This is a genomic window from Microbacterium esteraromaticum (assembly GCF_900163815.1).
Classification (GTDB): Bacteria; Actinomycetota; Actinomycetes; order Actinomycetales; family Microbacteriaceae; genus Microbacterium; species Microbacterium esteraromaticum_B.
The window spans coordinates 77,114-103,224 of the sequence record NZ_FUKO01000041.1 but is presented as its reverse complement, the minus strand read 5'-3'; the positions used below and the strand labels follow the sequence as shown (position 1 = coordinate 103,224).

Annotated in this window: 21 protein-coding genes; 13 read left to right on the top strand and 8 right to left on the bottom strand. The window is 66.6% G+C overall.

Annotated elements, in window-relative coordinates; translation table 11 throughout:
• Window positions 1-177 precede the first annotated feature (177 nt).
• Both FM104_RS14760 and FM104_RS14755 read left to right on the top strand, forming a co-directional pair.
• Entirely contained in the window at window positions 178-2,526 is a 2,349-nt protein-coding gene (locus FM104_RS14760; RefSeq protein WP_087132982.1) for a DEAD/DEAH box helicase, read from the top strand.
• Window positions 2,527-2,651: 125 nt separating this feature from the next.
• The gene (locus FM104_RS14755; RefSeq protein WP_087132981.1) at window positions 2,652-2,843 is read left to right on the top strand and encodes a hypothetical protein; all 192 of its coding nucleotides are present in this window, start codon (window positions 2,652-2,654) and stop codon (window positions 2,841-2,843) included.
• Window positions 2,844-2,852: 9 nt separating this feature from the next.
• Here FM104_RS14755 and FM104_RS14750 read toward each other — a convergent pair whose 3' ends face one another.
• Both FM104_RS14750 and FM104_RS14745 read right to left on the bottom strand, forming a co-directional pair.
• Window positions 2,853-3,272, bottom strand: a complete 420-nt coding sequence (locus tag FM104_RS14750; RefSeq protein ID WP_087132980.1) for an ASCH domain-containing protein — start codon at window positions 3,270-3,272, stop codon at window positions 2,853-2,855.
• 38 nt (window positions 3,273-3,310) lie between these two features.
• Window positions 3,311-4,360 carry an Rv2578c family radical SAM protein gene (locus FM104_RS14745; RefSeq protein ID WP_087132979.1) on the bottom strand — a complete coding sequence of 350 codons (1,050 nt, stop codon included), beginning with the start codon at window positions 4,358-4,360 and terminating at the stop codon, window positions 3,311-3,313.
• 95 nt (window positions 4,361-4,455) lie between these two features.
• On the opposite strand from FM104_RS14745, the gene FM104_RS14740 reads away from it, so the two are divergent.
• Window positions 4,456-5,376, top strand: coding sequence for a M15 family metallopeptidase (locus tag FM104_RS14740; protein WP_087132978.1), 921 nt, complete (start codon window positions 4,456-4,458; stop codon window positions 5,374-5,376).
• A 176-nt stretch (window positions 5,377-5,552) separates the two neighbouring features.
• On the top strand, window positions 5,553-6,716 hold the full coding sequence (locus FM104_RS14735) for an acyl-CoA dehydrogenase family protein (protein ID WP_087132977.1): 1,164 nt from the start codon (window positions 5,553-5,555) through the stop codon (window positions 6,714-6,716).
• A gap of 93 nt (window positions 6,717-6,809) precedes the next feature.
• On the opposite strand, the gene FM104_RS14730 is transcribed toward FM104_RS14735, so the two are convergent.
• From FM104_RS14730 to FM104_RS14720, 3 genes are read right to left on the bottom strand one after another with little or no spacing between them, the layout of a single operon-like run.
• A complete protein-coding gene (locus FM104_RS14730) occupies window positions 6,810-7,685 on the bottom strand; it encodes a siderophore-interacting protein (protein ID WP_087132976.1) in 876 nt (291 codons plus the stop codon).
• 11 nt (window positions 7,686-7,696) lie between these two features.
• On the bottom strand, window positions 7,697-8,524 hold the full coding sequence (locus FM104_RS14725) for an energy-coupling factor transporter transmembrane component T family protein (protein WP_087132975.1): 828 nt from the start codon (window positions 8,522-8,524) through the stop codon (window positions 7,697-7,699).
• Window positions 8,521-10,275, bottom strand: a complete 1,755-nt coding sequence (locus FM104_RS14720) for an ABC transporter ATP-binding protein (protein ID WP_087132974.1) — start codon at window positions 10,273-10,275, stop codon at window positions 8,521-8,523. The genes FM104_RS14725 and FM104_RS14720 overlap by 4 nt, the downstream gene beginning before the upstream one ends.
• 137 nt (window positions 10,276-10,412) lie before the next feature.
• Here FM104_RS14720 and FM104_RS14715 point away from each other — a divergent pair, with 137 nt between their 5' ends.
• Window positions 10,413-10,751, top strand: a complete 339-nt coding sequence (locus FM104_RS14715) for an L-rhamnose mutarotase (RefSeq protein ID WP_087132973.1) — start codon at window positions 10,413-10,415, stop codon at window positions 10,749-10,751.
• 9 nt (window positions 10,752-10,760) lie between these two features.
• On the opposite strand, the gene FM104_RS14710 is transcribed toward FM104_RS14715, so the two are convergent.
• Window positions 10,761-11,303, bottom strand: coding sequence for an ECF transporter S component (locus tag FM104_RS14710; protein ID WP_087132972.1), 543 nt, complete (start codon window positions 11,301-11,303; stop codon window positions 10,761-10,763).
• A gap of 56 nt (window positions 11,304-11,359) precedes the next feature.
• Window positions 11,360-11,653 carry a GNAT family N-acetyltransferase gene (locus FM104_RS14705; protein WP_087132971.1) on the bottom strand — a complete coding sequence of 98 codons (294 nt, stop codon included), beginning with the start codon at window positions 11,651-11,653 and terminating at the stop codon, window positions 11,360-11,362.
• 98 nt (window positions 11,654-11,751) lie between these two features.
• Between FM104_RS14705 and recQ the strand changes: the two genes are divergently transcribed.
• A complete protein-coding gene (recQ, locus tag FM104_RS14700) occupies window positions 11,752-13,755 on the top strand; it encodes a DNA helicase RecQ (protein WP_087132998.1) in 2,004 nt (667 codons plus the stop codon).
• Between the two features lie 34 nt (window positions 13,756-13,789).
• Here recQ and FM104_RS14695 read toward each other — a convergent pair whose 3' ends face one another.
• A complete protein-coding gene (locus FM104_RS14695) occupies window positions 13,790-14,200 on the bottom strand; it encodes an OsmC family protein (protein WP_087132970.1) in 411 nt (136 codons plus the stop codon).
• A 127-nt stretch (window positions 14,201-14,327) separates the two neighbouring features.
• Between FM104_RS14695 and FM104_RS14690 the strand changes: the two genes are divergently transcribed.
• From FM104_RS14690 to FM104_RS14660, 7 genes are all read left to right on the top strand, one after another.
• On the top strand, window positions 14,328-15,107 hold the full coding sequence (locus FM104_RS14690; RefSeq protein ID WP_087132969.1) for a methionine ABC transporter ATP-binding protein: 780 nt from the start codon (window positions 14,328-14,330) through the stop codon (window positions 15,105-15,107).
• Window positions 15,104-15,775, top strand: a complete 672-nt coding sequence (locus FM104_RS14685; protein WP_256971691.1) for a methionine ABC transporter permease — start codon at window positions 15,104-15,106, stop codon at window positions 15,773-15,775. The genes FM104_RS14690 and FM104_RS14685 overlap by 4 nt, the downstream gene beginning before the upstream one ends.
• A 31-nt stretch (window positions 15,776-15,806) precedes the next feature.
• Window positions 15,807-16,628 carry a MetQ/NlpA family ABC transporter substrate-binding protein gene (locus FM104_RS14680; RefSeq protein WP_087132968.1) on the top strand — a complete coding sequence of 274 codons (822 nt, stop codon included), beginning with the start codon at window positions 15,807-15,809 and terminating at the stop codon, window positions 16,626-16,628.
• 163 nt (window positions 16,629-16,791) lie between these two features.
• Window positions 16,792-18,840, top strand: coding sequence for an acyl-CoA dehydrogenase family protein (locus FM104_RS14675; RefSeq protein WP_087132967.1), 2,049 nt, complete (start codon window positions 16,792-16,794; stop codon window positions 18,838-18,840).
• Between the two features lie 36 nt (window positions 18,841-18,876).
• Complete coding sequence (locus tag FM104_RS14670; RefSeq protein ID WP_179206828.1) at window positions 18,877-19,278, top strand: cupin domain-containing protein; 402 nt, start codon at window positions 18,877-18,879, stop codon at window positions 19,276-19,278.
• A gap of 4 nt (window positions 19,279-19,282) precedes the next feature.
• Window positions 19,283-19,864, top strand: a complete 582-nt coding sequence (locus FM104_RS14665; RefSeq protein WP_087132965.1) for a DNA-3-methyladenine glycosylase I — start codon at window positions 19,283-19,285, stop codon at window positions 19,862-19,864.
• A 119-nt stretch (window positions 19,865-19,983) separates the two neighbouring features.
• Window positions 19,984-26,082 (top strand): Ig-like domain-containing protein, encoded by a 6,099-nt coding sequence (locus FM104_RS14660; protein ID WP_256971690.1) that lies wholly within the window; start codon window positions 19,984-19,986, stop codon window positions 26,080-26,082.
• The last annotated feature ends 29 nt before the right edge of the window (window positions 26,083-26,111 follow it).

Genomic DNA, 26,111 nt, shown 5'->3' with positions numbered 1-26,111 from the left:
TTCGGGCACCCGCGCATCGCGGGGCGTTTGAACAAGTGTGAGCCCAGGGGCCGATGGTTCATAAACCATCACATGAATGGCCCCGGCCGATGAATGCTCGGGTATGTCCGCCGTGCGCTGATCTCTGTGCGCCGCCTGCGGACGCTGTTCTCGTGTCAGAGACAGTCAGGAAATACCATGCCCAAGAATGGCAAGCCCAAGGGCGGTCGCCCCGCTCGCAACTTCGAGCCGCGCTACGCCAAGAAGACCTCGTTCCACGATCGTCACCCCGGTGGCCGCGACGGTGGTCGTCCCGCCGGTCGTGACGGACGATCGGATGCCGGTGAGCGTCGCTCTTACTCCGGTGAAGGCCGCAACTTCTCGAGCGAGGGTCGCAGCGCCGACCGTCGCCCGGGCAGCGTCAGCCCGAAGCACCGCGGATACCGTGCCGCCGAGTCCGGCAGCGATGCGCCCAAGCGTCGCTGGACCGACCAGGAGCGTGCCGGCCGCGACGAATCGCGCACCATCCGCAACCGCGCGGACTCGGGTCGCCGCGAGGCTCCTCGCCACGAGGGCCGCGATGACCGCGGTGAGCGCCGCTTCAACGACCGTGGTGAGCGTCGTTACGACGGACCGCGCCGGGATGACCGTGCCGGTGGACGCGGCGACGACCGCTTCGCCCGCGGCGACCGCAATGAGCGCCCCCGGTTCGATCGGAACGAGCGTGGCGACCGTCCCGGCTTCAACCGCAGCGATCGCAACGACCGTCCGCGGTTCGACCGGAACGATCGCAATGACCGTCCGCGTTTCGATCGGAACGACCGCAACGACCGTCCGCGTTTCGATCGGAACGACCGCAACGACCGTCCCCGTTTCGATCGGAACGACCGGAGCGAGCGTCCCGGCTTCAACCGCGACGACCGTCCCCGCTACGACCGGAATGACCGGAATGACCGCGGCGGACGTCCCGGCTTTGACCGCAACCCCAGCGATCGCCCGCGTTTCGACCGCGATGACCGTGGTGGGCGCGGTGGCTTCGACCGCGGGAACGACCGTCCGCGGTTCGACCGCAACGACCGTCCGGCTCGCGACGACCGTCCCCGCTATGGCGACCGTCCCCGTTTCGACCGCAACGACCGTCCGGCTCGCGACGAGCGTCCCCGCTACGACCGCAACGAGCGCCCCGCCCGCACCGAACGCCCTGTGCGCGAGGACCGCGCTCCGCGCCAGAACCGTGAAGACCGTCCGAGCCGCAGCGACTGGAACCGCACCGCTGCTGCCCCGGCACCGCAGCACGCAGATGATGTCGTGCACGAGCGGCTCGAGGCGCAGACCGTCCAGGCCACCGAGGTCGCAGATGTGACCTTCGCCGACCTCGGCCTCGGCTCGAACATCGCTGAAGTGCTGCGCAACATGGGTGCGGAGAAGCCGTTCCCGATTCAGGCAGCATCCATTCCCGCTGTGCTCGAGGGCCGCGACGTGCTCGGCCGCGGACGCACCGGGTCCGGCAAGACGATCGCCTTCGGGGCTCCGCTCGTCGAGCGGATCCTGAAGTCGCAGGCGGGCACCCGCCGCGAGATCGGACGCAAGCCGCGCGCGATCATCCTTGCTCCGACCCGTGAGCTCGCGCTGCAGATCGACCGCACCGTGCAGCCGATCGCCCGCAGCGTCGGCCTGTTCACCACGCAGATCTATGGTGGTGTGCCGCAGGCGCGCCAGGTCGGTGCGCTGCGCAAGGGCGTCGACATCATCATCGGCACCCCCGGACGCATCGAGGATCTCATCGAGCAGGGCAAGCTCGACCTCTCCGACGTGCGCATCGCCGTGCTCGACGAGGCAGATCACATGTGCGAGCTCGGGTTCGTCGAGCCCGTGCAGCGCATCCTCCGCAAGACGGCGGACGGCAGCCAGAAACTGCTGTTCTCGGCGACGCTCGACCGTGAGGTCGCCGCTCTCGTCGACGAGTTCCTGGTGAACCCGGCGGTCTACGAGGTCGCAGGTGAAGACCAGGATTCCGGCACGATCGAGCACCGCGTGCTCGTCATCGAGCACCGCGACAAGGCCGAGGTTCTCACCTCGCTCGTCGACCGCGACGGCCAGACGCTCGTCTTCGCGCGCACCCGCGCCTATGCCGAGATGCTCGCCGAGCAGTTCGAGGATGCCGGAATCGCCGCGGTCTCGCTGCACGGTGACCTGAATCAGGCCAAGCGCACCCGCAATCTGCAGAAGCTCACTGCGGGCAAGGTGCAGGTGCTCGTCGCCACGGATGTCGCCGCACGCGGCATCCACGTCGACGACATCGACCTGGTGGTGCAGGCCGACGCACCGGACGAGTACAAGACGTACCTGCACCGTTCGGGCCGCACCGGTCGCGCCGGTCGTTCTGGCCGTGTGGTCACGCTGATCCCGCGTCAGCGCCGTCGCCGCATGGAGGACATGCTGCAGCGTGCTGAGATCGCGGCGCCGTTCGAGCTCGCACAGCCGGGCGACGACGTGATCGACGAGATCAGCGGCCGGGTCCCGACCGCTGCGGAGCTCACCGCCTGACCTCGGACACACCTCCGCAGGAAGTCGTCGCGTTCGGCCCGAAAGGTGCTGGATGCGGCGACTTCTTCGTTTCTTCAAGGAGTTGCGTACCGCGGTGGCAGCGCACGTGAACCTAGAATTGCCGGATGGATTGGCAGCAGACAGCGTCCGTCGGCAGCGCGGTGTGGACGTCGGTCGCTTTGCTGACCGCGGCAGTGGCAGGGATGCAGGGCCGCGGCAAGCTGTGGTGGTTCTTCATCACAATGATCTTCGGGCCGATCGCACTTTTCTTTCTCGCGATCTGGACGGAACCGCTGGAGAAACGCGACTCCGCGTGAACGGCCGCGTCAGGCGGCTTCGAAGCTGAACCGCACCAGCACCGCGGGGGTGTCGTCGTCGACGCGGAAGCCGGCATCGCCGAGGAAATCGCGGTATTCCGCACCGTGCCAGAACGTCTCATGTCCGGCGCGCCATTCCGCGACGGAACGGTACCCCTCGCCTTCGCCGAGGGCATGAGCGAGATCGACGTCGGCCAGGCGCACGACGCGCACCTCCTCGATCGTCTCGACGCCGACGTGCAATCCGGCTGAGTCGACCACTGAAGCTCGATGACCAGGCTCGGGCATCGGCTCATCATCGATCGCCAGCTCGCACAGCAGGAAGGTCGTCGTGGTCTTCTCGCCGTCGATGATCGCACCGACCAGTTGATCGCGCAGCGGGCCGGGAAACGCGTACTCCGAGATCGGCAGGTTGTCGTGCGATGGCATGCGATCAGCCTACGGCGCGGTCCGGTGACGGCTGGGCATCAGAAGAGCATCGGTGCGGGGGCCGGCGCGGCCGGTGCACTCGTGCTTCTCGCTGCCCCGGTAAGACGCCGAGACGCAGGGGCCTCACGCGAACGCTGCGCTTCCAACCCGTACATGCGGATCATCGGTCGCATGCGCTTCGCCAGCCATTGCCGGTAACCCTGGGGCGCCTCGGACGCAGCCCCTGGGTACAGGGCGCGATAGGACGAGACGAGGTCTGGTCGGTACGCTTCCAGCCATTGCAGAAACCACGGCTTCACGCCGGCGCGCAGATGCAGAGCGCCGTAGACGACGTGGTCTGCACCGCTGTCGCGGATGCGCTGCAGTGCGACGTCGATGGCGTCGATCGAATCGGTGAGATGTGGCAGTACGGGCATGAGGAAGACCCCGACCCGGAAACCGGCATCAGTCAGCGCACGCACGGTGTCGAGCCGCGCCTGCGTCGATGGCGTTCCCGGTTCGACCGACTTCTGCAGCTCGTCGTCGTACATCGCGATCGACATCTGCACATCGATCGACACCTGCTGCGCGGCGGCCGTCAGCAGGGGGAGGTCGCGTCGGATCAGCGTCCCCTTGGTGAGGATAGACATCGGCGTGCCCGAGTCGGCCAGTGCGCGAATGATTCCCGGCATCAGCCTGTATCGCCCCTCGGCGCGCTGGTAAGGGTCGGTGTTGGTGCCGAGCGCGACCGGCTCATGCTTCCAAGACCCGCGTCGCAGCTCGCGCTCGAGCACCTCCACCACATTGGTCTTCACGACGATCTGCGAGTCGAAGTCGGCGCCCCCGTCAAGAGCGAGATACTCATGGGTGCCGCGCGCGAAGCAGTACAGGCAGGCATGACTGCATCCGCGATAGGGATTGATCGTCCACGAGAACGGCATGCGCGATGCACCGGGCACGGCGTTCAGAGCCGATTTCGCCAGCACTTCGTGAAAGGTCATCCCGGCGAACTTGGGCGTCGTCACCGAGCGGACGATGCCGCTTCGATTCTCGAGCCCGGGCAGCGCGTCAGCATCCACATCATTGAGAGTCTGTCCTTGCCACCGCATCTGATTATTCGAACAAAGAAACGATGGAATGTCAACCAACAATAGAAATAAGCTTCTATGAGCGCGTTCCCTCCTGAGTGCGCGACAATGGAGCAATGAGTGTCACGCAGCCTCGCCATGCTGTGCGTGCACCGCTTGCCGTCCGGGTGGCCACCCCGATCGGCGTGCTGTTCACGGCGGCGGCGTCGTTGGCGACTCTGATGGGCATCAGTGCGATCGAGCCGATCGAGCTGCCCGCACCCGCCGCGGCTATGGTGCTTCCTGGTGTCGAGCTGGCGGAGACGACCGCGGCCAATCCCTGTGTCGATGATGACGTGACCGCCGCACTCGCCGCCGGCGATGACGCGGCCGTCGTGCACGCATTCGGTGGAGGATCGGAGTTCCGCGAAGCGGTCGTCGCCGGGAACGCCCCGTGTGTGACGCTCGATGATCCGAAGTACATCTGGGTCGTCGTGAACAAGATGCGCCCGCTGCAGCCGGAGAGCTTCGCGCCAGCATCCCTCACGGGCATCGGCCTGTACGCGAGCACCGGCTCCAACGAGCTGCGACCTGCCGCGACCGACGCTCTCGAGGCGATGGCCGCCGATGCCGCCGCAGCGGGCGCCGGCACTCTCGGCATCAACAACGGCTATCGCTCGTACCACGTGCAGCAGCGCACATACGGCACGCACGTTCGCGAGCTGGGGCAGTCGGGAGCGGATGCCATATCAGCGCGCCCCGGCTACAGCGAGCACCAGAGCGGTTTGGCATTCGATCTCATCGCATGTGCTTCCGGCTGCAGTAGTCTCGAGCAGTTCGGCGATACTTCCCAGGGCCGGTGGGTCGCCGAGAACGCCTGGAAGTACGGATTCATCGTGCGCTACGAGCGAGGCCACACCGGCACGACGGGCTATCTGCCCGAGCCGTGGCACATCAGATATGTCGGAGTCGATCTCGCCGCGGCGTATCACCAGGGCGGCTTCCACACCCTCGAGGAGTTCTTCGGTCTCCCGGACGCGCCCGACTACGCGCACTGATCCAGTGCTGCGCATCGCAGCATCCGTCCTGCTCGGACGCCGGATCTGCGGCATCCCACAATCAAGAAACGCAGTGTCACCTTTCGTGAGACGCATTCCCACAATGACCTGTTCCGCGCGAAGGTCAAGCCGTAGACTCGCGGTGCGAAGACGCACGAGCTGCTCAGGAGGAAGTCATGGAACGCGACATCTACGAGGAAGACCACGAAGCCTTCCGCGATCTGGTCAAGGATTTCGTCAAGCGCTACGCGACCAGCGAAGCGATCGAGCGGTGGGATGCCGCTGGCGAAGTCGACCGTGACACCATGCTCGCCGCAGGCGAGGCAGGCATCATCGGCCTCTCGGTGCCGGAGGAGTTCGGCGGCGCGGGGATGCTGCAGGACTACCGGTTCCGCTCGGTCGTGAACGAAGAGGTGATCGGCGCTGGTGCGGGTTCGCTCGCTGGCGCCCTCGGCATCCAGGACGACCTCGCGGTGCCGTACCTCGTGCACATGGGCACGCAGGAGCAGAAGGAGAAGTGGCTGCCGCGGATGGCGACCGGTGAGATCCTCGGTGCCCTGGCGATGACTGATCCCGGTGCGGGCAGTGACCTGCGCGGAATCAAGACCAACGCGAAGAAGGTCGACGGCGGCTACATTCTCAACGGCGCCAAGACGTTCATCTCCTCCGGCACCACCGCCGACATCGTGGTGACGTTCGTGAAGACCGGCGAAGGCAACCGTCCCGACGCGTTCAGCCTGCTGATCGTGGAGAAGGGCATGGAGGGCTTCGACCAAGGCAAGAAGCTCAGCAAGATGGGCTTCCACGGGTGGGACACCGCCGAACTGTCGTTCTCCGATGTGTTCGTGCCGGAAGAGAACCTGATCAGCGGCAAGGAGGGCATGGGCTTCGTGCAGCTCATGATGAACCTGCCGCTCGAGCGCCTCTCGATCGCCGTCTCGGCTGCCGCCGCCACCGAAGCCGCGCTGAAGTGGACCGTCGAATACACCAAGGACCGCGAGGCCTTCGGCGAGCGGATCATCGACTTCCAGAACACCCGCTTCAAGATCGCCGACATGGCCACCACCGTCGACGCGCTCTGGGCGTACGTCGACCGCGGCCTGAAGCTGTACGCCGCCGAGAAGCTCTCGGCCGAAGAAGCCGCACAGCTGAAGTACTGGGCGACTGAGCGCGAGTGGGAGGTGCTCGACATGGGCGTGCAGCTGCACGGCGGCTACGGCTACATCACCGAGTACCCGATCGCCCGTGCGTTCCTCGACGCCCGCGTGCACCGCATCTACGGCGGCACCAACGAGATCATGCGAGAGCTCGTCGGCCGTCAGATCGCGGGCAAGCGCTGACGCGCAACCCGTCACGCGAAAGGCTGGTTCCGGGCTTCCGGAACCAGCCTTTCGCTGTCAGCGCCGGCTGCCGATCAGCGGTGCGCTGTGCGGTCATGCTACCCGCTCAGCGGCCGCAGCACGGGAAGCTTTTGAAGCGGGGGCGGCTGCGCCGATCTTCCAGTAGCCGCAGAAGCTGACCTGGTTCCGGTCGATGCCGCGCTCGCCGACGAGGTGCTTGCGCACACCGGATGCCAGCGCCTGCTCGCCCGCGGCGTAGGCGTGGAACGGCGCCTCCGGCAGGGCGAGTTCGCGCAGCCGCGCCAGTGCCAGCTCGCCGGGAGCAATGCCCTCTGGCCGCACGAGGTAATCGACGAAGACGCGGTCCGGATGCGGGAAAGCCAGAGCATCCTCTTCCGACGGCACTTCGATAACGACCGGGCCCGATGCCGTCGCTGGAAGCGATGCGCAGATCGATGCGATCGCGGGCAGTGCTGTCTCATCGCCGATCAGCAGCACCCGGTCCTCACCGCGTTCCGGATTGAAGGTAAGCCCTTCATTGATGAGCAGCACGTTCTCGCCCGGCGCGCAGGTCTCCGCCCAGCGCGATGCGGGGCCGGCCGTGCCCTCGGCGGCAGAACCGTGCAACACGAAATCGACGTCGATCTCAGCGCCGCGATCGCCCTCCGCAGCCCGATAGGCGCGCACGGTGTAATTGCGCATCACCGGACGCTCGCCGTCGGGAATCCGCAGAAACTTCAGATAGCCGAACATCTTGTTCGCCTTCGCCGGGACGCGGTTCAGGCCTGCATCGCCGCCGATCGGCAGGAACAATCGGAACCACTGGTCGTACCCCATCGCCTGGAACGATGACGCGGCCTCGCCGCCGAGAGTCACGCGCATCCAGTGCGGCGCGAGCCGCTCGGTGCGGATCACGGTGAGAGGCATCAATTCGGCGGCTGCCGGTTTGACCGTCTTGCTGAATGCCATGAGAGCTCCGTTCAGGCTTGCCAGGGGAAGAAGACGATGAAGAGAACGACGGATGCCGCGACGAACGCCGCGATGAAGACCCAATCGCGCGCGCGGAAGGGCACGAGATACCGCTCCGTGCGGGTGGGATAGGCGCCGAACGCGCGGGAGTCCATCGCCAGTGCAACTCGCTCGGCATGTCGAATCGCGCCCGCCAGCAACGGCACGATGTAGCCCCAGCCGCGGGCGAGCCTGGCGAAGGGACCTCGTCCGCCGTGATGTCCGCGGATGCGGTGCGCCGCGCGGATCACCGAGAGCTCGTACCCGAATCGTGGCACGAATCGGTAGGCGGCCAACGCCGAGTACCCGATCCGATAGGGGACATGCAGCTGCTGGATGCTGGCACGGACCAGGTCAGGCCCGGTGGTGGTGAGCCCGCCGATGAGAGCGAGCGCGAGGATCGCCGCGAGTCGCAGAGCAGTGGCGAAGCCGATCTGCAGCGCCCCGCTGTAGAGCGTCCAATCGCCGATGCGGAACAGAGAAGCGGTGTTATCGACGATCCCGGTATCCACCCACAGCGAGAAGCCCAGCCCGATCGCGATGATGCCGATCGGCATGCCCAGGAACATCAACGCAGCCGTGCGCAGGCGCAGTCGGGCGCCGAACAGCACGATCAGGTACCCGAGCGCGAGGAAGGCCGCTGGCGTCGCGAGGTCGCGCACCATGATGAGCACGAGCATCGCAGGAGCGACGGCACCGATCTTCGACAGTGGATTCAGATGGTGCAGGAACCGCCACGCGGGCTCGGGCGGTGCCGGAGCATACGGGTCGATGACGATGGGTGCCGTCGCGGTGGTCATCGGATGCCCTCGGCGAGAATGCCGCGCAGTGCTGGCGGCAGCGCCCGATGCAGGGTGGGGAGCCGCAGTCCGGCCGATTCGAACAGGCCCGCGGTGGCGAACAGCTCAGCCGTGCGACCAGCGGCGTGCACGCGGCCGTCGGCGAGAATCACCGTGTGTGTGGAGTGATCCGCGACCAGCTGCAGGTCGTGCGTCACGATCACGATCGTCGTGCCCTCATCTCGGAGGTCGCCGAGCAGGCTCAGCAGCTCCGCGGCACGGGCTCGATCCTGACCGAAGGTCGGCTCGTCGAGCGCGAGCACACGAGGATGCGTGATGAGCGCGGTGCCGACGGAGAGGCGTCGCTTCTCGCCGCCGGAGAGCAGGAAGGGATGCACCCCGGCCTTGTCCTCGAGGCCGAAGCGCTCGAGCATCCCGTCGACGCGCTCCGCGATCTCCGCGTCATCGGTGCCGCGCATCCGGAGTCCGTGCGCGAGTTCATCGAACACGGTGTGGGCGATGAACTGATGCTCCGGGTTCTGGAAGACGAATCCGATGCGCGAGGCGAGATCGCGTGGCGACGCCGTACCCGGGTCGAGATCGTCGACGACGACCTGTCGTCTGGGCGGCGGAACCACCCCCGCCAGCGCCTGAATGAGCGTCGTCTTGCCGGCGCCGTTCGCTCCGACGATCGCAGTGAGCGTGCCGGCCGGGATGCTGAGGTCGATGCCGTGCAGGATCTCGCTCCGGCCACGGCGCACGGTCAGCCCTTGTGCGCGGATTATCGGTTTGTCATCGTTCTCCGTGGCGGACGGATGCAGGGCCAATGCACGGATGTCGGACGAATCCACGGCGTGTCGGCCTGCATCCGTATTTTCTCCCTGCAGGTGTGCCGGAGGTTCCGTCGGCAGCGCGGTGCGGGTGGCGTCCGCGAGCTCCTCCGGTGTGAGAGGGAGCGGTGTGTTCGGAGGCAGGATGCCGCGTTCGCGCAGCATCCGCCCCGCCAGCGTTGCTGCCGGCAGCCACACGCCCATGGCGACCAGTTCGTCGGTGTGCTCGCGCAGCACTTCATCGACCGGGCCGTCGAAGACGAGTCGGCCCGCGCGGTCGAGCACGAGCGCACGCGTGGCGAAACGCATGGCGGCGTCGAGGTTGTGCTCGACGAGGATGATGGCGCGATCCTCGCTGGCGATGAGGCTCGTGAGCGCGTCATAGACATCGTCGATGCCCTGCGGGTCGAGGTTCGCGGTCGGCTCATCGAGCACGATGAGCTCGGACCCCATCGCCAGTGCGCAGGCGATAGCCAGTCGCTGGCGCCCGCCGCCGGAGAGGCGATCCGGATTCCACGAGCGGCGGTCCCAGAGCCCGACTCGCCGCAGCGCGCTCTCGGCGCGGGCGAGCACTTCGCTGACCGGCAGCAGCAGGTTCTCGAGTGCGAAAGCGACTTCGTCGAGCAGCGTCCCCGTGACCAGCTGCGAGTCGGGGTCCTGGAACACCATCGACACGTGCGTGCTGAGCTCGGCGACCGGGGTGATGCCGGCATCCTTCCCCGTGACGGCGACCGACCCCGTGACCTCGGCGGTGACAGACTGCGGGATGAGCCCGTTGAGGGTGAGGGTGAGGGTCGACTTGCCGGATCCGCTGGGCCCCAGCACGAGCACGACTTCGCCGGGGTGCACGTCGAAGGAGACGCCCCGGGGAGAAGGGTGCTCGGAGCCTGCGTGGGTGACGCTCAGGTCGCACACGCGCAGGAGGGGTGCGGAAGTGCGCAAGGGGCCTCTCTCAGCTTTCGGTACCCCTCTAACTTAGCTGAGCCTTACCTGATGTGCGCGCGTGGGCCGCGTCAGCGATATCGTGAAGGCCGAGGGGCCGCCGGTCCCGTCACCCGAACAGGAAGTCTGAAGAAACGATGACCGCCGCAGCGCCGCAGAGAATCGCCTCCGTCGTCCGCCTCCGTCCCGAGAAGGAGGCGGAGTACATCGCTCTTCACGCCGAAGCGTGGCCGAGCGTTCTGGATCGGCTGGCGCGCAGCAACATCCGCAATTACTCGATCTTCCTGCGCGACGGCATGCTCTTCTCCTACATGGAGTACGTGGGCGATGATTACGCGGCTGACTCCGCCGCCATCGCCGCCGATCCTGAGACGCAGCGGTGGTGGACGTTCACCGATCCCTGCCAGGAGCCGGTGGACACTGCCGAGCCGGGAGAGCTCTGGGCGCCGATGCGCGAAGTCTTCCACCTGGATTGAGCGGGCGCCTCACTTCGGGGCGACGCCTGCTCGACGAAGCGCATTGCCGACGCCGATGCCGATGGCCGTCCAGATGACCGGCCCGAGCACCGAGACCGCGAGATAGAGGATGCGCGCCCACGGGTCGAGCGCTTCCATGTGGGCGGCGAACCACACCACGACGGCCACCAGGATGCCGATGATCACGGCCGAGACGAAGAAGCGCCAGCGGCCCCACAGTCGATAGCGGGTGAGCGCGGCGATGGCTTCTTGAATCGCGCCGAACAGCAGCGCGGTGCCGATGAAGCGCAGCGCCCAGGCCGGATTGAACGCGCTCGAGATCAGTGCGGCGATGACATGGGTGACGAGCGCGACCAGGGGCAGCCGCAGCACTTCCTGGGCGATGATCCCGGGTAGCACGTGGGCTCCGAGCACCAGCCCGTACAGGAACGGCACACTGACCAGCACGACCGGCGTGATGAGCCCGGCGATACCGCCGATGATGCCGGTGGCGACGCCGATTGCCGCGCAGACGAGCAGTGTTCGCGTGCTCAGCGAGGTTCGGGTTGCCACTGGACAAGGCTACCCTCACCTGCGGTGCACAGGCGCCTCACCAGTTGCGGGCGAGATCAGCTGTTGAGCCAGCGGACTTCGGCGCCGGGGATCTCGTGCTCGGTGAGATATTTCGCGATGAACGGGCAGTACGGCACGATCGTGTCGCCGGATGCTGCTGCCTCCGCGAGCGCCTCGGAGGCCAGCTCACCAGCGAGGCCCCGCCCCTGGAAAGCGTGGTCGATCTCGGTGTGCGTGAACCGGATCTCGCCGGGCCGGCGCTCGAACTCGGCAAAGCCGGCGAGCGTGCCGTCGGAATGGATCTCGTAGCGGGAAGCGTCTTCGTTGCGGCTGACGGTGATGTCGGGCATGGCTCCTCCTTCGGTTCCGTCCAACCTACGCGCTTCGCGAGAGTCCAGGGCCAGTGGAGGGCGGCGTCGATGTCGACGGCGGTGGCTACGCTGGTGGGATGCCGCAGACACCGCACGATCCGTATGACGAGGTGCCGTATGCGGATGAACCGTGGGGCGACCCGGAGGAGATGGACTGGGAGCCTCCCGCAGATGGCTACCAGTCGTCGGCGGATTGGTCCGGCTCGTCATCCGATGGGTTTCTGCCCCCGCCGAATGGGTCCCTGAGCCTGTCGAAGGGCACCGCTGCGTCGCAGCATCCGACCGCCATCGACGCGCTTCGCACCGTCTTCGGCTACGACGCGTTCCGCGGTGATCAGGCCGCAATCGTCGAGCACGTGATCGGCGGCGGGGATGCTGTCGTGCTGATGCCCACCGGTGGCGGAAAATCGGTCACCTATCAGGTGCCTGCGCTCGTGCGCGAGGGGACCGGGCTCGTGATCAGCCCGCTCATCGCGCTGATGCACGACCAGGTCGATGCACTGCGCGCCAATGGCGTGCGCGCCGCCTACCTCAATTCCACCCAGTCGATCGACGAGCGCCGCGAGGTCGAGCGGGCGTATGTCGCCGGTGAACTCGACCTCATCTACGTCGCTCCCGAGCGGCTGTCCTCGCCGCAGACCACGCAGCTGCTGCAGCGAGGCACGCTCAGCGTGATCGCCATCGACGAGGCGCACTGCGTCTCGCAGTGGGGCCATGACTTCCGTCCTGACTACCTGGCGCTGGGCGACCTCGGCGAGCGGTTCCCCGGTGTGCCCCGGATGGCACTCACCGCCACCGCCACACGCGCCACCCACCAGGAGCTCACCGAGCGTCTGCACCTGCCGAACGCCCAGCACTTCGTCGCGAGCTTCGACCGGCCCAACATCCAGTACCGCATCGTGCCGAAGGTCGACCCGCGCAAGCAGCTGGTGGCGTTCATCCGCTCTCAGCCCGAGGGATCGGCCGGCATCGTCTACGCGCTGAGTCGCAAATCGGTCGAGCAGACCGCCGCGCACCTGGCATCCCAAGGGCTCGATGCGCTGCCCTACCACGCGGGTCTTCCCGCCGAGATGCGCGCCGCGAATCAGTCGCGGTTCCTGCGCGAAGACGGTGTGGTGATGGTCGCGACGATCGCCTTCGGCATGGGCATCGACAAGCCCGATGTCCGCTTCGTCGCGCACATCGACCTGCCGAAATCCGTCGAGGGCTACTACCAGGAGACCGGTCGCGCCGGTCGCGATGGTGAGCCGGCGGTGGGCTGGATGGCGTATGGCCTGGGCGATGTGGTGCAGCAGCGCCGGCTCATCGATCAGAGCCCGGGTGACCGCACTTTCAAGATACGGATGGGGCAGCACCTCGATGCCATGCTCGCGCTCTGCGAGACCGTGCACTGCAGGCGACAGAATCTGCTCGGCTACTTCGGCCAGCAATCCGAGCCGTGCGGCAACTGCGACACCTGCCTCGAATCACCAGAGACCTACGACGGGCTCATTCCCGCGCAGAAGCTGCTGTCGACGATCGTGCGTCTCAAGCGCGAGCGCAACCAGGCTTTCGGTGCCGGCCACCTGATCGACATCCTGCGCGGAGCATCCACCGAACGGATGCGCAAGATGCGCCACGAGCAGATCGCCACCTACAGCATCGGCGCAGATCTCTCGGAACAGGATTGGCGAAGCGTCGTGCGGCAGCTGCTCGCCCGTGGCATCCTCGTCGCGCAGGGCGAGTACGGCACTCTTGCGCCGGGCGCCCCCGCCGAGGGCGTGCTGCGCGGCGAGACGGCGGTGCCGCTGCGCCGAGACACGATCGGCCGCACCACGACGACGCGCGCGCGCAAGGCATCGGCCGCCGACTCGCTCGGCGAGGGCGACCGGGGTCTGTTCGAGGCGCTGCGCGCCTGGCGTGCCGAGACGGCGCGCGAGCAGGGTGTTCCGGCTTACATCGTGTTCGGGGATGCCACGTTGCGCGCGCTCGCGGAACATCGGCCGGCCTCGGTCGGCGCACTCGGCGGCATCAGCGGCATCGGCGAGAAGAAGCAGGATGCCTACGGTGAGGCCGTTCTGGCGGTCATCGCCGCACACTGATCGAGCGAGCAGGCCGATCGAGCGAGCAGGCTGCTCAGCGAGCGACGTACTCCTCGGCGTGCACGTGCACGTTCGCGGCGGTGCGGAGCAGCTTGGATACCGGGCAGCGTGCGTGGCCGGCGGCTGCGAGTTCCTCGGTCTCAGCGATCGAGATTCCCTCGGCGGAGATGAAGGCGTCGACGTGGAACTCGTATCCGCCTTCCGCGGTGTGCAACCCGACTTCCACGCGCACCGCCGTGCGGTGCTTGCGCTCGACGATCGCCTGCAGAGTGGAGTTCAGGCACGTCACCCAGGCGAGTGCCAGCAGCTGCTCGGGGTTCGTGGCATCCGGGTCGGGATGCGCGCCCAGCGGTGACGAGACCGAAACCTCCATGCCGTCGACAATGCGGCTGGTGGCGTTTCCGCCCTCGGTGTTGATCGCTTCTGTCTGATATCTGAGAGCCACAATCCCACTATACGAGCGGCCCAGCGGGGCGGCGCCGCGCGCCGGCGTCGTGCCCAGACAACCTATACTTGGACTACGTACAGAAACGCTGCGTGACCCGCGCAGACCGAAGGAGCACTTCTCTGCGATGGCCACCGTCCCCTCTGCGATCGTGCAGTTCGACAGCATCACCAAGCGGTTCCGCGCCGAGCGCGACGAACCGGCTGCGCTCGACGACATCACGTTCAGCATCAGCGAGGGAGAGATCTTCGGCATCGTCGGCGAGAGCGGTGCGGGCAAGTCGACGCTTCTCGAACTCGTCAACGGGCTGACCGCGCCCACCTCCGGCACAGTGACCGTGCGGGGAGCCGATGTCGCACGTCTCGATCGTCGGGGGTTGCGTGCGCTGCGCCGTGACATCGGCGTCGTCTTCCAGGGCGTGCATCTGCTCAGCAACACCACCGTGCGCGACAATGTGCGGCTCCCGCTGCGGCTCGCCGCTCGCGCCGAGGGCACCCGCACGTCCCGGCGCGAGCAGCAGCGGGCGGTCGATGAGATCCTCGCGTTCGTCGGATTGGCTCACCGCGCCGACCACTTTCCCGCGCAGCTCAGCGGTGGTGAGCGCCAGCGCGTCGGTCTTGCTCGCGCTCTCGTCTCGGGACCGCCGCTGCTCCTGTGCGACGAGCCGACTTCGTCGCTCGACGCGTCGACCACGGGTGACGTGCTGCGGGTGCTGGCGGATGCCAGAGAGAAGCTCGGCACCACTGTGATCGTGATCACCCACGACCTCGACGTCGTGAAGGTGCTGTGCGACCGGGCGGCCCTGCTCGAGAAGGGTCGCCTGCGCGAGGTCTTCCCGATCGCCCGTTCCGGCGATCGGCACCTGCCCAGCTACTACGAGCAGGTCAAGCGCGAGTTGATGTCGTGAACTGGCTCACCGAACTCCTCGCGGAATACGGCGAGGACATCGCTCGATCGATGGCCGAGACCGGCTACATGATGCTCGTCTCGCTGCTGGCGGCCGTGCTGATCGGTCTTCCTCTCGGCATGACGGTGTACCTCACCGAGCGCGGCGGCCTCGCGGAGAACCGCGCGCTCGCAACCGCCGCGAATCTCTACATCAACATCGTGCGCTCGTTCCCGTTCCTCCTTCTCGTGGTCTTCCTCATCCCGTTCACGCGCACCGTCGTCGGCACGAGCTTCGGCACTCAGGCCGCCACCCTGCCGCTGTGCTTCGTCGCCGTCGCGATTTACGCCCGCCTGACCGAGCAGATCCTCCGCGAGATCCCCCCCGGCATCCCGAAGGTCGCGCGGGCGATGGGGGCGACGGTGCCGCAGTCTGTGTTCCGGATGCTGCTGCCCGAGGCTCGATCCGGTCTGGTCTACGCGCTGACCTCGGCCGCCATCAGCCTGCTCTCCTACTCGACGGTGCTCGGCGTGGTGGGTGGCGGCGGCATCGGCGATTTCGCGATGCGCTACGGCTACCAGGTCTACAACGACAGCCTCATGTACCTCGTCATCGTCATCATCATCGTGTGCGTGCTCGCCATCCAGGCCATCGGGCACCGCACCTCCGTCCGCCTGGATCACCGCTGAACTTGAACAACACACAGAGGAGAACACACGAATGAAGAAGTCACGCGTCGGTCTGCTGGCCGCGACCCTGGGAGTGGCGATCGCGCTGACCGGCTGTGCCGGAGGCGCAGACGACCAGAAGACGGATGCCACGGGCGACGCCCCGGTCACCCTGAAGGTCGCCGCGGTCACCGCGCCGATGACCGATGTCGTCGAAGCGGCTGGTGAAGCCATCGAAGACGGCTACAAGATCGAACTCGTCGAGGTGGGCGACTACGTCACCGCGAACACGATCCTCAACAGCGGCGACGTATACGCGAACTTCTCGCAGCACCTGCCATACATGGAGTCGTTCAACGCCGGCAACGACGGCACCCTCGTCGGGGTGCAGCCGGTCTACAACTTCGTCATCGCCTTCTACTCGAAGACGCTCGACGACATCGCCGACCTGCCCGACGGCGCGAAGATCGCGATCCCGGACGACCCGTCGAACACCGGTCGCGCACTCAAGCTGCTCGCCGCGAACGACATCATCACGCTCGACCCGAAGGTCGACCCCTACGAGTCGACGGTCAAGGACATCGTCGACAACCCGAAGAACGTCGACTTCCTGCAGGTCCCGATCGCGTCGCTGAACGCCGCGTATGAAGAGGTCGATCTGGTGTTCCAATGGCCTTCGCACATCGTGGCTCTGGGCCTCAACCCAGATGACGATGGGCTCATCGCCGAGCTCGATGACACGTTCGCGCTGAACCTCGTCGTGCAGCAGAAGAACGCCGACACCGAGGCGACCACCGCGCTGAAGAAGGCGTTCACCAGCGATCAGGTGCGCACGGTCATCGAAGGCAACGGCACGATCAAGACCGCGTGGTGATGCGCAGCATCCGCTCTCGTCGACGGCGGTGGAATCTGTCGCGAGGCGACAACCGCGGGCAGCGATGGGAGCGGATGCTGTTGTGTCATGCCGACAGTCGACTTCACGAAAGGTTGTTGAAGTCCTACCGTTTAGGTATCCACTTCCGCCGAGAGGAACCACCATGGTCGACGCTGCCGTTCAGTCCACATCCGTCGCGCACACTGAGGGCGGCATCGACGTCTCGCGCGTGAACGAGCTGCTTCTCGGCACCTGGGCCGACACGCGCCGCACGTCGCGCGAGCTCATCAAGGATTCCGCGTTCTGGCGCGACGACAGCCTCGGCATGGATGAGCACCGCGAGCGCGTGCTCTCGCAGCTGCATCTGCTGGTGCAGAACAACGCGGTGCACCGCGCGTTCCCGAAGGCCTTCGGCGGCGAAGAGGACAACGGCGCGAATGTCGCCGGCTTCGAAGAGCTCGTCGTCGCCGACCCCAGTCTGCAGATCAAGGCCGGCGTGCAGTGGGGGCTGTTCGGCTCGGCCGTGCTGCAGCTCGGTACCGCCGAGCACCACGAGAAGTGGCTGCCCGGCATCATGAACCTCGACATTCCGGGCGCATTCGCGATGACCGAGATCGGCCACGGATCCGATGTGGCCGCTCTCGGCACGACCGCCACCTATGACCCCGACACCGAGGAATTCGTCATCAACACCCCGTTCCGGGCTGCGACGAAGGAGTATCTCGGCAACGCCGGCCTGCACGGGGTCGCAGCGACGGTCTTCGCGCAGCTGATCACCAATGGCGTGAACCACGGCGTGCACTGCTTCTATGTGCCGCTGCGCGACGACGACGGCAATGACCTCCCCGGCATCGGTCGGGAGGACGATGGTCTCAAGGGCGGGCTGAACGGGATCGACAACGGCCGCCTCAGCTTCGAACACATCCGGGTGCCGCGCACCAACCTGCTGAACAAGTACGGCGACGTCGCTGTCGACGGCACTTACACGAGCCCGATCGACAGCCCCGGGCGTCGCTTCTTCACCATGCTCGGCACGCTCGTGCAGGGGCGTGTCTCGCTCGACGGGGCAGCATCCTGGGCTTCCGCCCTCGGTCTGCACATCGCGATCACCTACGGAACCCAGCGCCGGCAGTTCGATGGTGCCAACGGGCAGGAGACAGTACTCCTCGACTACGCCAAGCACCAGCGCCGACTGCTGCCACGGCTGGCCACCACGTACGCGCACCTCTTCGCGCACGATGAGTTCCTGCAGAAGTTCGACGGCGTCTTCTCCGGCCGCACCGACACACCCGACGACCGCGAAGACCTCGAGACCCTCGCCGCGGCGCTCAAGCCGCTGTCGACCTGGCACGCGCTCGACACTCTGCAGGAAGCCCGAGAGGCCTGCGGCGGCGCCGGGTTCATGTTCGAGAACCGTTTGGTCGGGCTTCGTCAGGACCTTGACGTCTACGCCACCTTCGAGGGTGACAACAACATCCTGCTGCAGCTCGTCGGCAAGCGTCTGCTGACGGATTTCGCGAAGCAGTTCCAGGGGAAGGATGCTGCGGCGCTCGCCAAGTTCGCCGTCGGCCAGACCGCGGGTAAAGTGTTCCACGGTGCAGGACTGCGCCAGTTCGGTCAGTCGGTCGCCGACCTCGGCTCGACCGCGCGCTCGGTCGAATACGGCCTGCGCGAAGAGCAGCAGCATGAGCTGCTCACCGACCGCGTGCAGCAGATGGTCGCTGATATCGCCGGGCGCATGCGCCCCGCCGGCAAGGACAAGGTGCTCGGCGAGAAGCTGTTCAACGAGAACCAGTCCGAGCTCATCGAAGCCGCGCGCGCTCATGGCGAGCTGCTGGAGTGGGAGGCGTTCACCGATGCCGTGCATACGGTTGAAGACGAGAGCACGGCCCAGGTGCTCACCTGGCTGCGCGACCTGTTCGGTCTGCACCTGATCGAGAAGCACCTCGCCTGGTACCTGATCAACGGTCGCCTGTCGGCGCAGCGGGCAGCATCCGTCTCGCGCTACATCGACCGCCTTTGCGCCCGGCTGCGCCCGCACGCGCTCGATCTCGTCAACGCGTTCGGCTATGAGCCCGAGCACGTGCGTGCGACCATCGCGAGCGGCATCGAGCAGCAGCGCCAGGACGATGCTCGCGCGTACTTCGCCGAGTTGGAGGCCTCCGGCAACGCCCCGATCTCAGAGAAGGCGCTCAAGAAGAAGAGCCGATAGCCCCCGGTGTCCGGAACTGCCGATAGCGTGATGGGCATGAGCAACAGCAACGTCACAGAGATGGGCGACCTCGACAGCTGGGCAGAGGCCGGCAAGAGGTTCGTCGAAAAGGAGATCGGCGCCGAGTTCATGGGCGTCTCGATCAATTCCACCGAACCCGGCGGAGAATCACCCTTCTGGCACCGGCACTCGGCGCTCGAAGAGGTCTACATCGTGATCGACGGGCAGGGCGAGTTCGCCCTCGGCGACGAGGTCCTTCCGCTCGCGCCGGGCACCATCGTGCGCGCTGGCCGCGATGCGTGGCACGCGCTGCGCTGCCTTCCCGACAGCGGCGCACCGATGCGGTGGATCTGCGTGCGCGCCGGTGGCGACACCCTTGCCGGAGTCGGCAAAGACGCCGAGCTCGATCGAGATCGTCCGTTCCCCTGGAACGCCTGATCGGATGAGCTCGCTGCGCATCGGCCCCGACGAGCGACACCGCTGCGGCTGGGTCGGCGACGATGCGGAGTACCGCCGCTACCACGACGAAGAATGGGGCACGCCGCTGCACGGCGATCGACCGCTGTTCGAGAAGATGGCGCTGGAAGGCTTCCAGGCTGGCCTGTCGTGGATCACCATCCTGCGCAAGCGGCCGAGGTTCCGAGAGGTGTTCGCGGGGTTCGATCCCGCTGTCGTCGCGGCGTTCGGCCCGGAAGACATCGAGCGGCTGATGGCGGATGCCGGGATCATCCGCAACCGCGCCAAGATCGAGGCCACGATCTCGAACGCGGCGCTTGTGCAGCGGCTGGCTGAAGGCGAACTGGACGCTCTGATGTGGTCGTTCGCGCCATCGGCATCCGCTCGCTCTCGACCTCGTGAGCTGGGCGACGTGCCCGCGGTGACCGACGAATCGACGGCTCTGAGCAAGGCGCTGCGCGCCCGCGGCTTCCGCTTCGTCGGGCCGACCACGATGTACGCGCTCATGCAGTCGGCCGGGATGGTCGACGACCACGTCAGCGGATGCTGGCGCGCCGGAGACGGCTGAGCCGCCGCGCGGAGGGTAGTTCTCCCCATGGTCGGGACTCAGGGTCGGCGAAGTGCCCCGGGTAGGATGGGCCCGGCGCGTCGCGTGCGCTGTCGAGGGGGAATTTCGAGATGAAGGCGATGAACTGGGTTCGTTCACGGCCGAAAACTCTGGCTTCTGCCGCCGGAGTGGCGATCGGAGCACTGACTCTGACGACGATGGCGGTCGCCTATGACGGCTTCCCGACGACGAAGGTCGACCTGAACGATGCCGGTGTCTGGCTGACGAAGTCATCGAGCCTGCTCGTGGGTCACTTCAACCACGAATCCACCGTTCTCGACGGCGGCCTCCGCGCATCCAGCGACGACTACGACGTGCTGCAGGATGCCGAGACGGTTCTCCTCGTCGACCAGGGCCAGGACACGGTCACGGCGATCGATCCTGCGCGGGTCTCGCTCACCGACAGCGCGCCGATTCCGGGCAACGCGAAGATCGCGCTCGGGCGCACGACGGTGGCCATTCTCGACAGCAAGTCGGGCGACCTGTGGGTGACCTCCGCCAAGGCGCTCTCGGGTTTCGACATCAAGGGCAAGAAGCCTCTCGTCGAACTCGGCAAGAACGCAGATGTCGCTGTGGGCAGCGATGGCACCGTATACGCGCTGTCGTCGAAGCGCGGCGAGGTCGTCACGATCCCCGCCGATAACGAAGGACTTCCGCTCGACCCCGAGACGGCGTCGGTGGGGAAGCTCGACCCGGCGGCGGCCTCGACGATCACCGTGGTCGGAACCACGCCGATCGTTCTCGATGCGGCCGCGGGCGTCGTCACCACTCCTGGCGGGTTCCGCACCGAACTCGATGACTCGAGGGATGCTGTGCTGCAGCGCCCATCGGAAGCAGCCGATGGGGTCGTGCTCGCCACGCCGACGGCGCTGGTGCGGGTGCCGTTCGATGGCGACGAGGCGACATCGACGCAGGCCGGCAACAACGGCAATCCCACCGAGCCCGTGCAGCTGCGCGGCTGCACCTATGCGGCCTGGGGCGGATCCGGAAAGTTCGTGCGGGACTGTGCGGGTGATTCGCTGGACGTCGCCGAAGACATCCCGGGCGCGAAGGAATCCGCTGAGCTCACCTTCCGCGTCAACCGCGACGTGATCGTGCTCAACGACATTCTCGGCGGCGCCGCCTGGCTGGCCGACGGCAGCATGCAGCGCGTCGACGACTGGAGCGTCCTGGTTCCGCCGAAGGGCGAGAGCGAAGACGAAGAGGACACCACTCAGGAGACGGTCGAGACCTCACTGCCCGAGCGCAAGGAAGAGAACACCAAACCGGTCGCCGAAGACGACGACCTGGGTGTGCGCCCCGGCGGCACCACCCTGCTCCCGGTGCTCGACAACGACAACGACGCCGATGGCGATGTTCTCGTCGCTTCGCTGCTCGGCAAGCAGCCGTCGATCGGCGAGGTGCAGCCGGTTCTCAACGGCGCTGCCCTGCAGATCATGGTGCCCGAGGACGCGACCGGCAGAGCCAAGTTCGACTACGAGATCGATGACGGCCGCAAGGGCACCGACACGGCGACCGTGACGGTGACCGTGTACGACTGGGACAAGAACTCCGCACCCAAGCCGAAGCGCACCACGAAGCTCGCGGTGGAGACCGGCGGGACGGTCGCTTACAACGTGCTGCCCGACTGGATCGACCCGGAGGGCGATGACCTCTATCTGCGCGATGTCGAAGCCGCGCCCGGCGATGAGGTCGAATTCACCACCGACGGTCAGATCACTTACCGCGCGGTGGCCAGTCTGCAGGGCCGCAAGGACGTCAAGGTGCATGTCGCCGACGCCCTCGGCAAGGTGTCCGAGGGCACCATCCTTCTCGATGTGAAGCCCGAGGGCTCGACGAATCCGCTCACCAACGCCGACCACGTCGTGACGCGCGTCGGTGAGACGGTCACGGTGGCCCCGCTGACCAACGACACCAGCGCCGGGCGTGAGCGCCTGCGCCTGGCTCGCGTCGAGGACACACCCGGCACGACCATCGTCAAGGATTACCCGAATCGGCAGTTCACGTTCCGCGCCGAGACCAAGGGCACGTACTACGTGCAGTACCTTGCCACGGCTGGTCCGAAGCAGGCGAAGGGCATCGTGCGCGTCGATGTGCTCGACGAGCGCGAGAGCGATCTCCCTCCAGTGGCGGTGCGCGATGTCGCGATGCTGCCCAGCGGAAGCGAAGCGCTCGTCGGCGTGCTCAACAATGACACCGACCCCTCCGGCGGCGTGCTGGTCGTGCAGTCGGTGAGTGTTCCACCGCAGAGCGGCGTCGCCGTCTCGGTGCTCAACCACGAGACGCTGCGCATCAGCGACCAGGGCGCATTGGACGAGCCGGTGCGCATCACCTATCGCATCTCCAACGGAGTGAAATCGGCGGAGGGTGATGTCGTCGTCATCCCGATCCCGGCACCGCCGAAGCTGCTGCCGCCGGTCGCGAATGACGACGAGGCGGTCGTGCGCGTCGGCGATGTCGTCACGATTCCCGTGCTCGACAACGATGTTCACCCGAACGGCGACGTGCTGCATGTCGCTCCCGACCTCGTGGAACCGCTCGTCGACCCCGAGGACGGCGAGGCATTCGTCTCGCAGGACACCGTGCGATTCCGGGCCGGCAACGAGCCGCGCACCGTCTACCTGACCTACGAGACGGTGGATTCGCGCGGGCAGAAGGCCGGCGGCCACGTCACCGTGCAGATCGTCCCGGTCGTGGATGGCACCAACGCGGCGCCTCGGCCCCAGGACCTCACGGCGCGAGCTCTGTCTGGTTCGCGGGTGAACATCCCGATTCCGCTCGATGGCCTGGATGCTGATGGCGACTCCGTCGAGCTGATCGGCGTCGACACCGCCCCGTCGAAGGGCCGTGTCAGCGAGCAGGGCGCGAACTATCTGACGTATGAGGCATTCGACGCGTCCACGGGCGTCGACACGTTCACCTATCGCGTGCGCGATCGCCTCGGCAAGGAGGGCATCGCCACTGTCCGGGTCGGCATCGCGCCGCCGGAGGCCATGAACCAGCCGCCGTATGCAGTGAACGACGCGGTGGTCGTGCGCCCCGGGCGGTCGGTGGCCGTACCCGTGCTCGTGAACGACTCCGACCCCGAGGGCGATCAGATCGGACTCGTCAAGGACGGTCTCACCCTGCCGAGCGACGTCGAGGGGCTGACGGCGAAGGTCTCCGGTGATCGGGTCATCATCCAGGTGCCTGATCGCCCGCTGGAGACCTCGCTGCAGTACACGATCCGCGATGCGAAGGGTGCCGATGCGACGGCCTCGATCCTCGTGACGGTGGATGAGGACGTGCCGCTGATGACGCCGATCGCTCGCGATGACCGCGTGCAGGTCGAGGACGTCAAGGACGGCGAGCTCGATGTCGATCTCGATATTCTGCGCAACGACGAAGACCCCGACGGCACGATCGAGGGCGTCGATGTCACCGTTGAGGCGGGCGCCCAGCAGCTGCCCGACGGCAAGGTGCGCGTCACGGTCGGCGAGAAGCGACAGCTGATCCGCTACACGATCACCGACCAGGACGAGCTGTCGGCATCCGCTTTCATCTTCGTTCCAGCGCTCAAGGAGATGCGCCCACGGCTGGAGTCGACGAAGCCGCTCGAGGTCATGAGCGGAGAGACGAAGGAGCTCCCGCTCGAGGAGTACGTCATCGTCGCCGGTGGCGGCGACGTCCGCCTCACCGAGGCTGCCAAGGTCAGTGCGATCAATGCGAACGGCGATCCGCTGATCAAGGATGAGACGACGCTGGTCTACACCTCGAAGGATCGCTTCTTCGGCGATGACGCGCTGACCTTCGAGGTCACCGACGGCACCGGACCGGATGACCCTGCGGGGCGCAAGGCCACACTGACCATTCCGATTCACGTGCTACCGCCCAAGAATCAGCAGCCGACGTTCACCGACAGCCAGATGCAGATCGCACCGGGCGAGGACGCGACCTCGCTGGATCTGGCGGCCCTGGCATCCGATCCGGATCCGGAGGATGACGGCAACCTGAAATTCACGATCTCGGATCAGCCCGGCCAGGGCATCAATGTGCGCATGGACGGCAGCACATTGCTCGCCGATACCGGCTCCAGCACGCCGAAGGGCACGACGGCGAGTGTCGGTGTGCGGATCAGCGATGGCACGACCGACCCGATCGAGGGCAGCGTGCAGATCGTCGTGACCGCGTCGACGAGAAATCTGGCCGTGGCGAGCCCCGACACGATCGACGAAGCCGACCAGGGCAAGACCATCGTCGTGCCAGTGCTGAACAACGACATCAACCCGTTCCAGGCCGAGGGGGACCCGCTGAAGGTTCTCTCTGCCTCGTTGGAGAGCGGCAGTGGAGCAGCGCAGGCCGTCGGCGATCAGGTCGAAGTGACGCCTGCTGCATCGTTCGTCGGAGTCATGGTCGTGCGCTACCGCATTCAGGACGCCACCAAGGACCCTGATCGCGAGGTCGACGGCCGCATCACGGTGGCTGTGCAGGGCGTTCCGGATGCTCCGGGCAAGCCCACTGTCAGCAGCGTCGAAGACCGCACTGTGGTCCTGGCGTGGGCATCGCCGTCGAACAACGGCGCCGAGATCACCGAGTACACCGTCACCTCTGTGGGAGGCCGCCCGTATTCGAAGACCTGCGCCTCGACGACGTGCACGCTCGATGGCCTGACGAACAACGTCGAATACACGTTCCAGGTGACGGCCCACAACCGCGTCGGCGAGGGTCCTGCCTCTTCCGCATCACAGCCGGCGCGCCCGGACACGCGGCCGGACAAGCCGCTTCCGCCGACGCTGAAATTCGGTGACAAGTCGCTGAAGGTCGCGTGGACGACTCCGACGTCCAGCGGGTCTCCGGTGGAGAACTACACCCTCGAGATCTCGCCTCCGCCGCCGTCGGGCAGCAGCCAGAAGGTCGGCGTGGTCGGCAACTCGCTGGTGTGGGAGGGTCTGGAGAACGGCACTGATTATGCCGTGCGGGTGGAAGCTCACAACCGGGCACCAGACCCGTCGAGCTGGAGCGAGTACTCCGCCACCGAGATTCCGGCTGGCCCGCCCGGCACGATGGGAGCTCCTCGCGTGAGCAGCGCCCCGTCGGTCGGCAGCGAAGCGCAGATGACCGTCAGCTGGGATGCCGCGGCGCAGAACGGCGACGCCATCCGCGGGTACGAGCTCACTGTCTACCGAGGAGGCTCCGTCTTCAAGACGGTGCCCGTCCCCGGTGGTGGCGGTGCACGCTCGCAGACCGTGCCGGTGCCGACGAACTCGACCGATTACACCTATTCGGTGCGGGCAGAGAACAAGGCCGGCTGGAGCAAGCTGAGTCCGCAGTCCGCCCCGCAGCGTGCGTTCGGCCAGCCGGGCGCGCCCTCGAGCGTCACCGCGACTCCGAAGAACAAGGCGATCAAGGTGGCATTCGTGCTGCCGGACTCGGCATTGAACGGAGCGAAGCGCGGCGAGATCCGCTACCAGTACCAGCTCAACTCCGCGGCGTGGACGAATTGGAACGGCACGTCGGACATCGCCGCGAACAACGGCACGACGTACACGGTCAAGGTGCGCGCGTATTCGGTCGTTGGCGGTCAGCAGTCCAACCCGGGCCCCGCGAAGGCCTCGAGCAGCGTTATTCCTTTCGGAGCGCCGCACGCCCCGACCGGTAGCGCGGCGAAGTCCGGAGACAAGGCGATCAAGCTGACCTGGAACGCGGGTGGATCCGACAACGGCCGTGCGGTGACCACGTACATCAGTGTCGACGGCGGGGCTTGGCAGAAGAAGGCCACCTCTGGGACGACGACCGTCGGCAACGGCTACGACCAGACGCACAGCATCAAGGTGCGCGCGGTCGCCGAGGGTGGCACGGCCGAGTCCAAGACGTACTCGGCTAAGACCAGCAGTCCGCCGCAGCCCACCGCGCAGACAGTGAAGGGCGCATCTGGATCCTGGCCTGTGGGCTGGGGCGGCACCGGATCCTGCACGGCATCGTCCTGCGCGACGATGGCGATCCAGGTGAAGGACTTCCCCGCCGGCAACTACAACTTGTACTGCAACGACGGACCTAGTGGGAGCCAGCGCTGGGGCGGCAGGTCCGTGTACGTGCCAGCCAACGGCAAGGCCACTCTCAGCTGCTTCTACGGCAACCCGGGCACAACAGTGTGGGTCACGATCGAGGGCTGGGGCAATGCGAAGGCGATGACGTGGTAGTAGCAGATTTCTCGAATAGAAGAATGGAA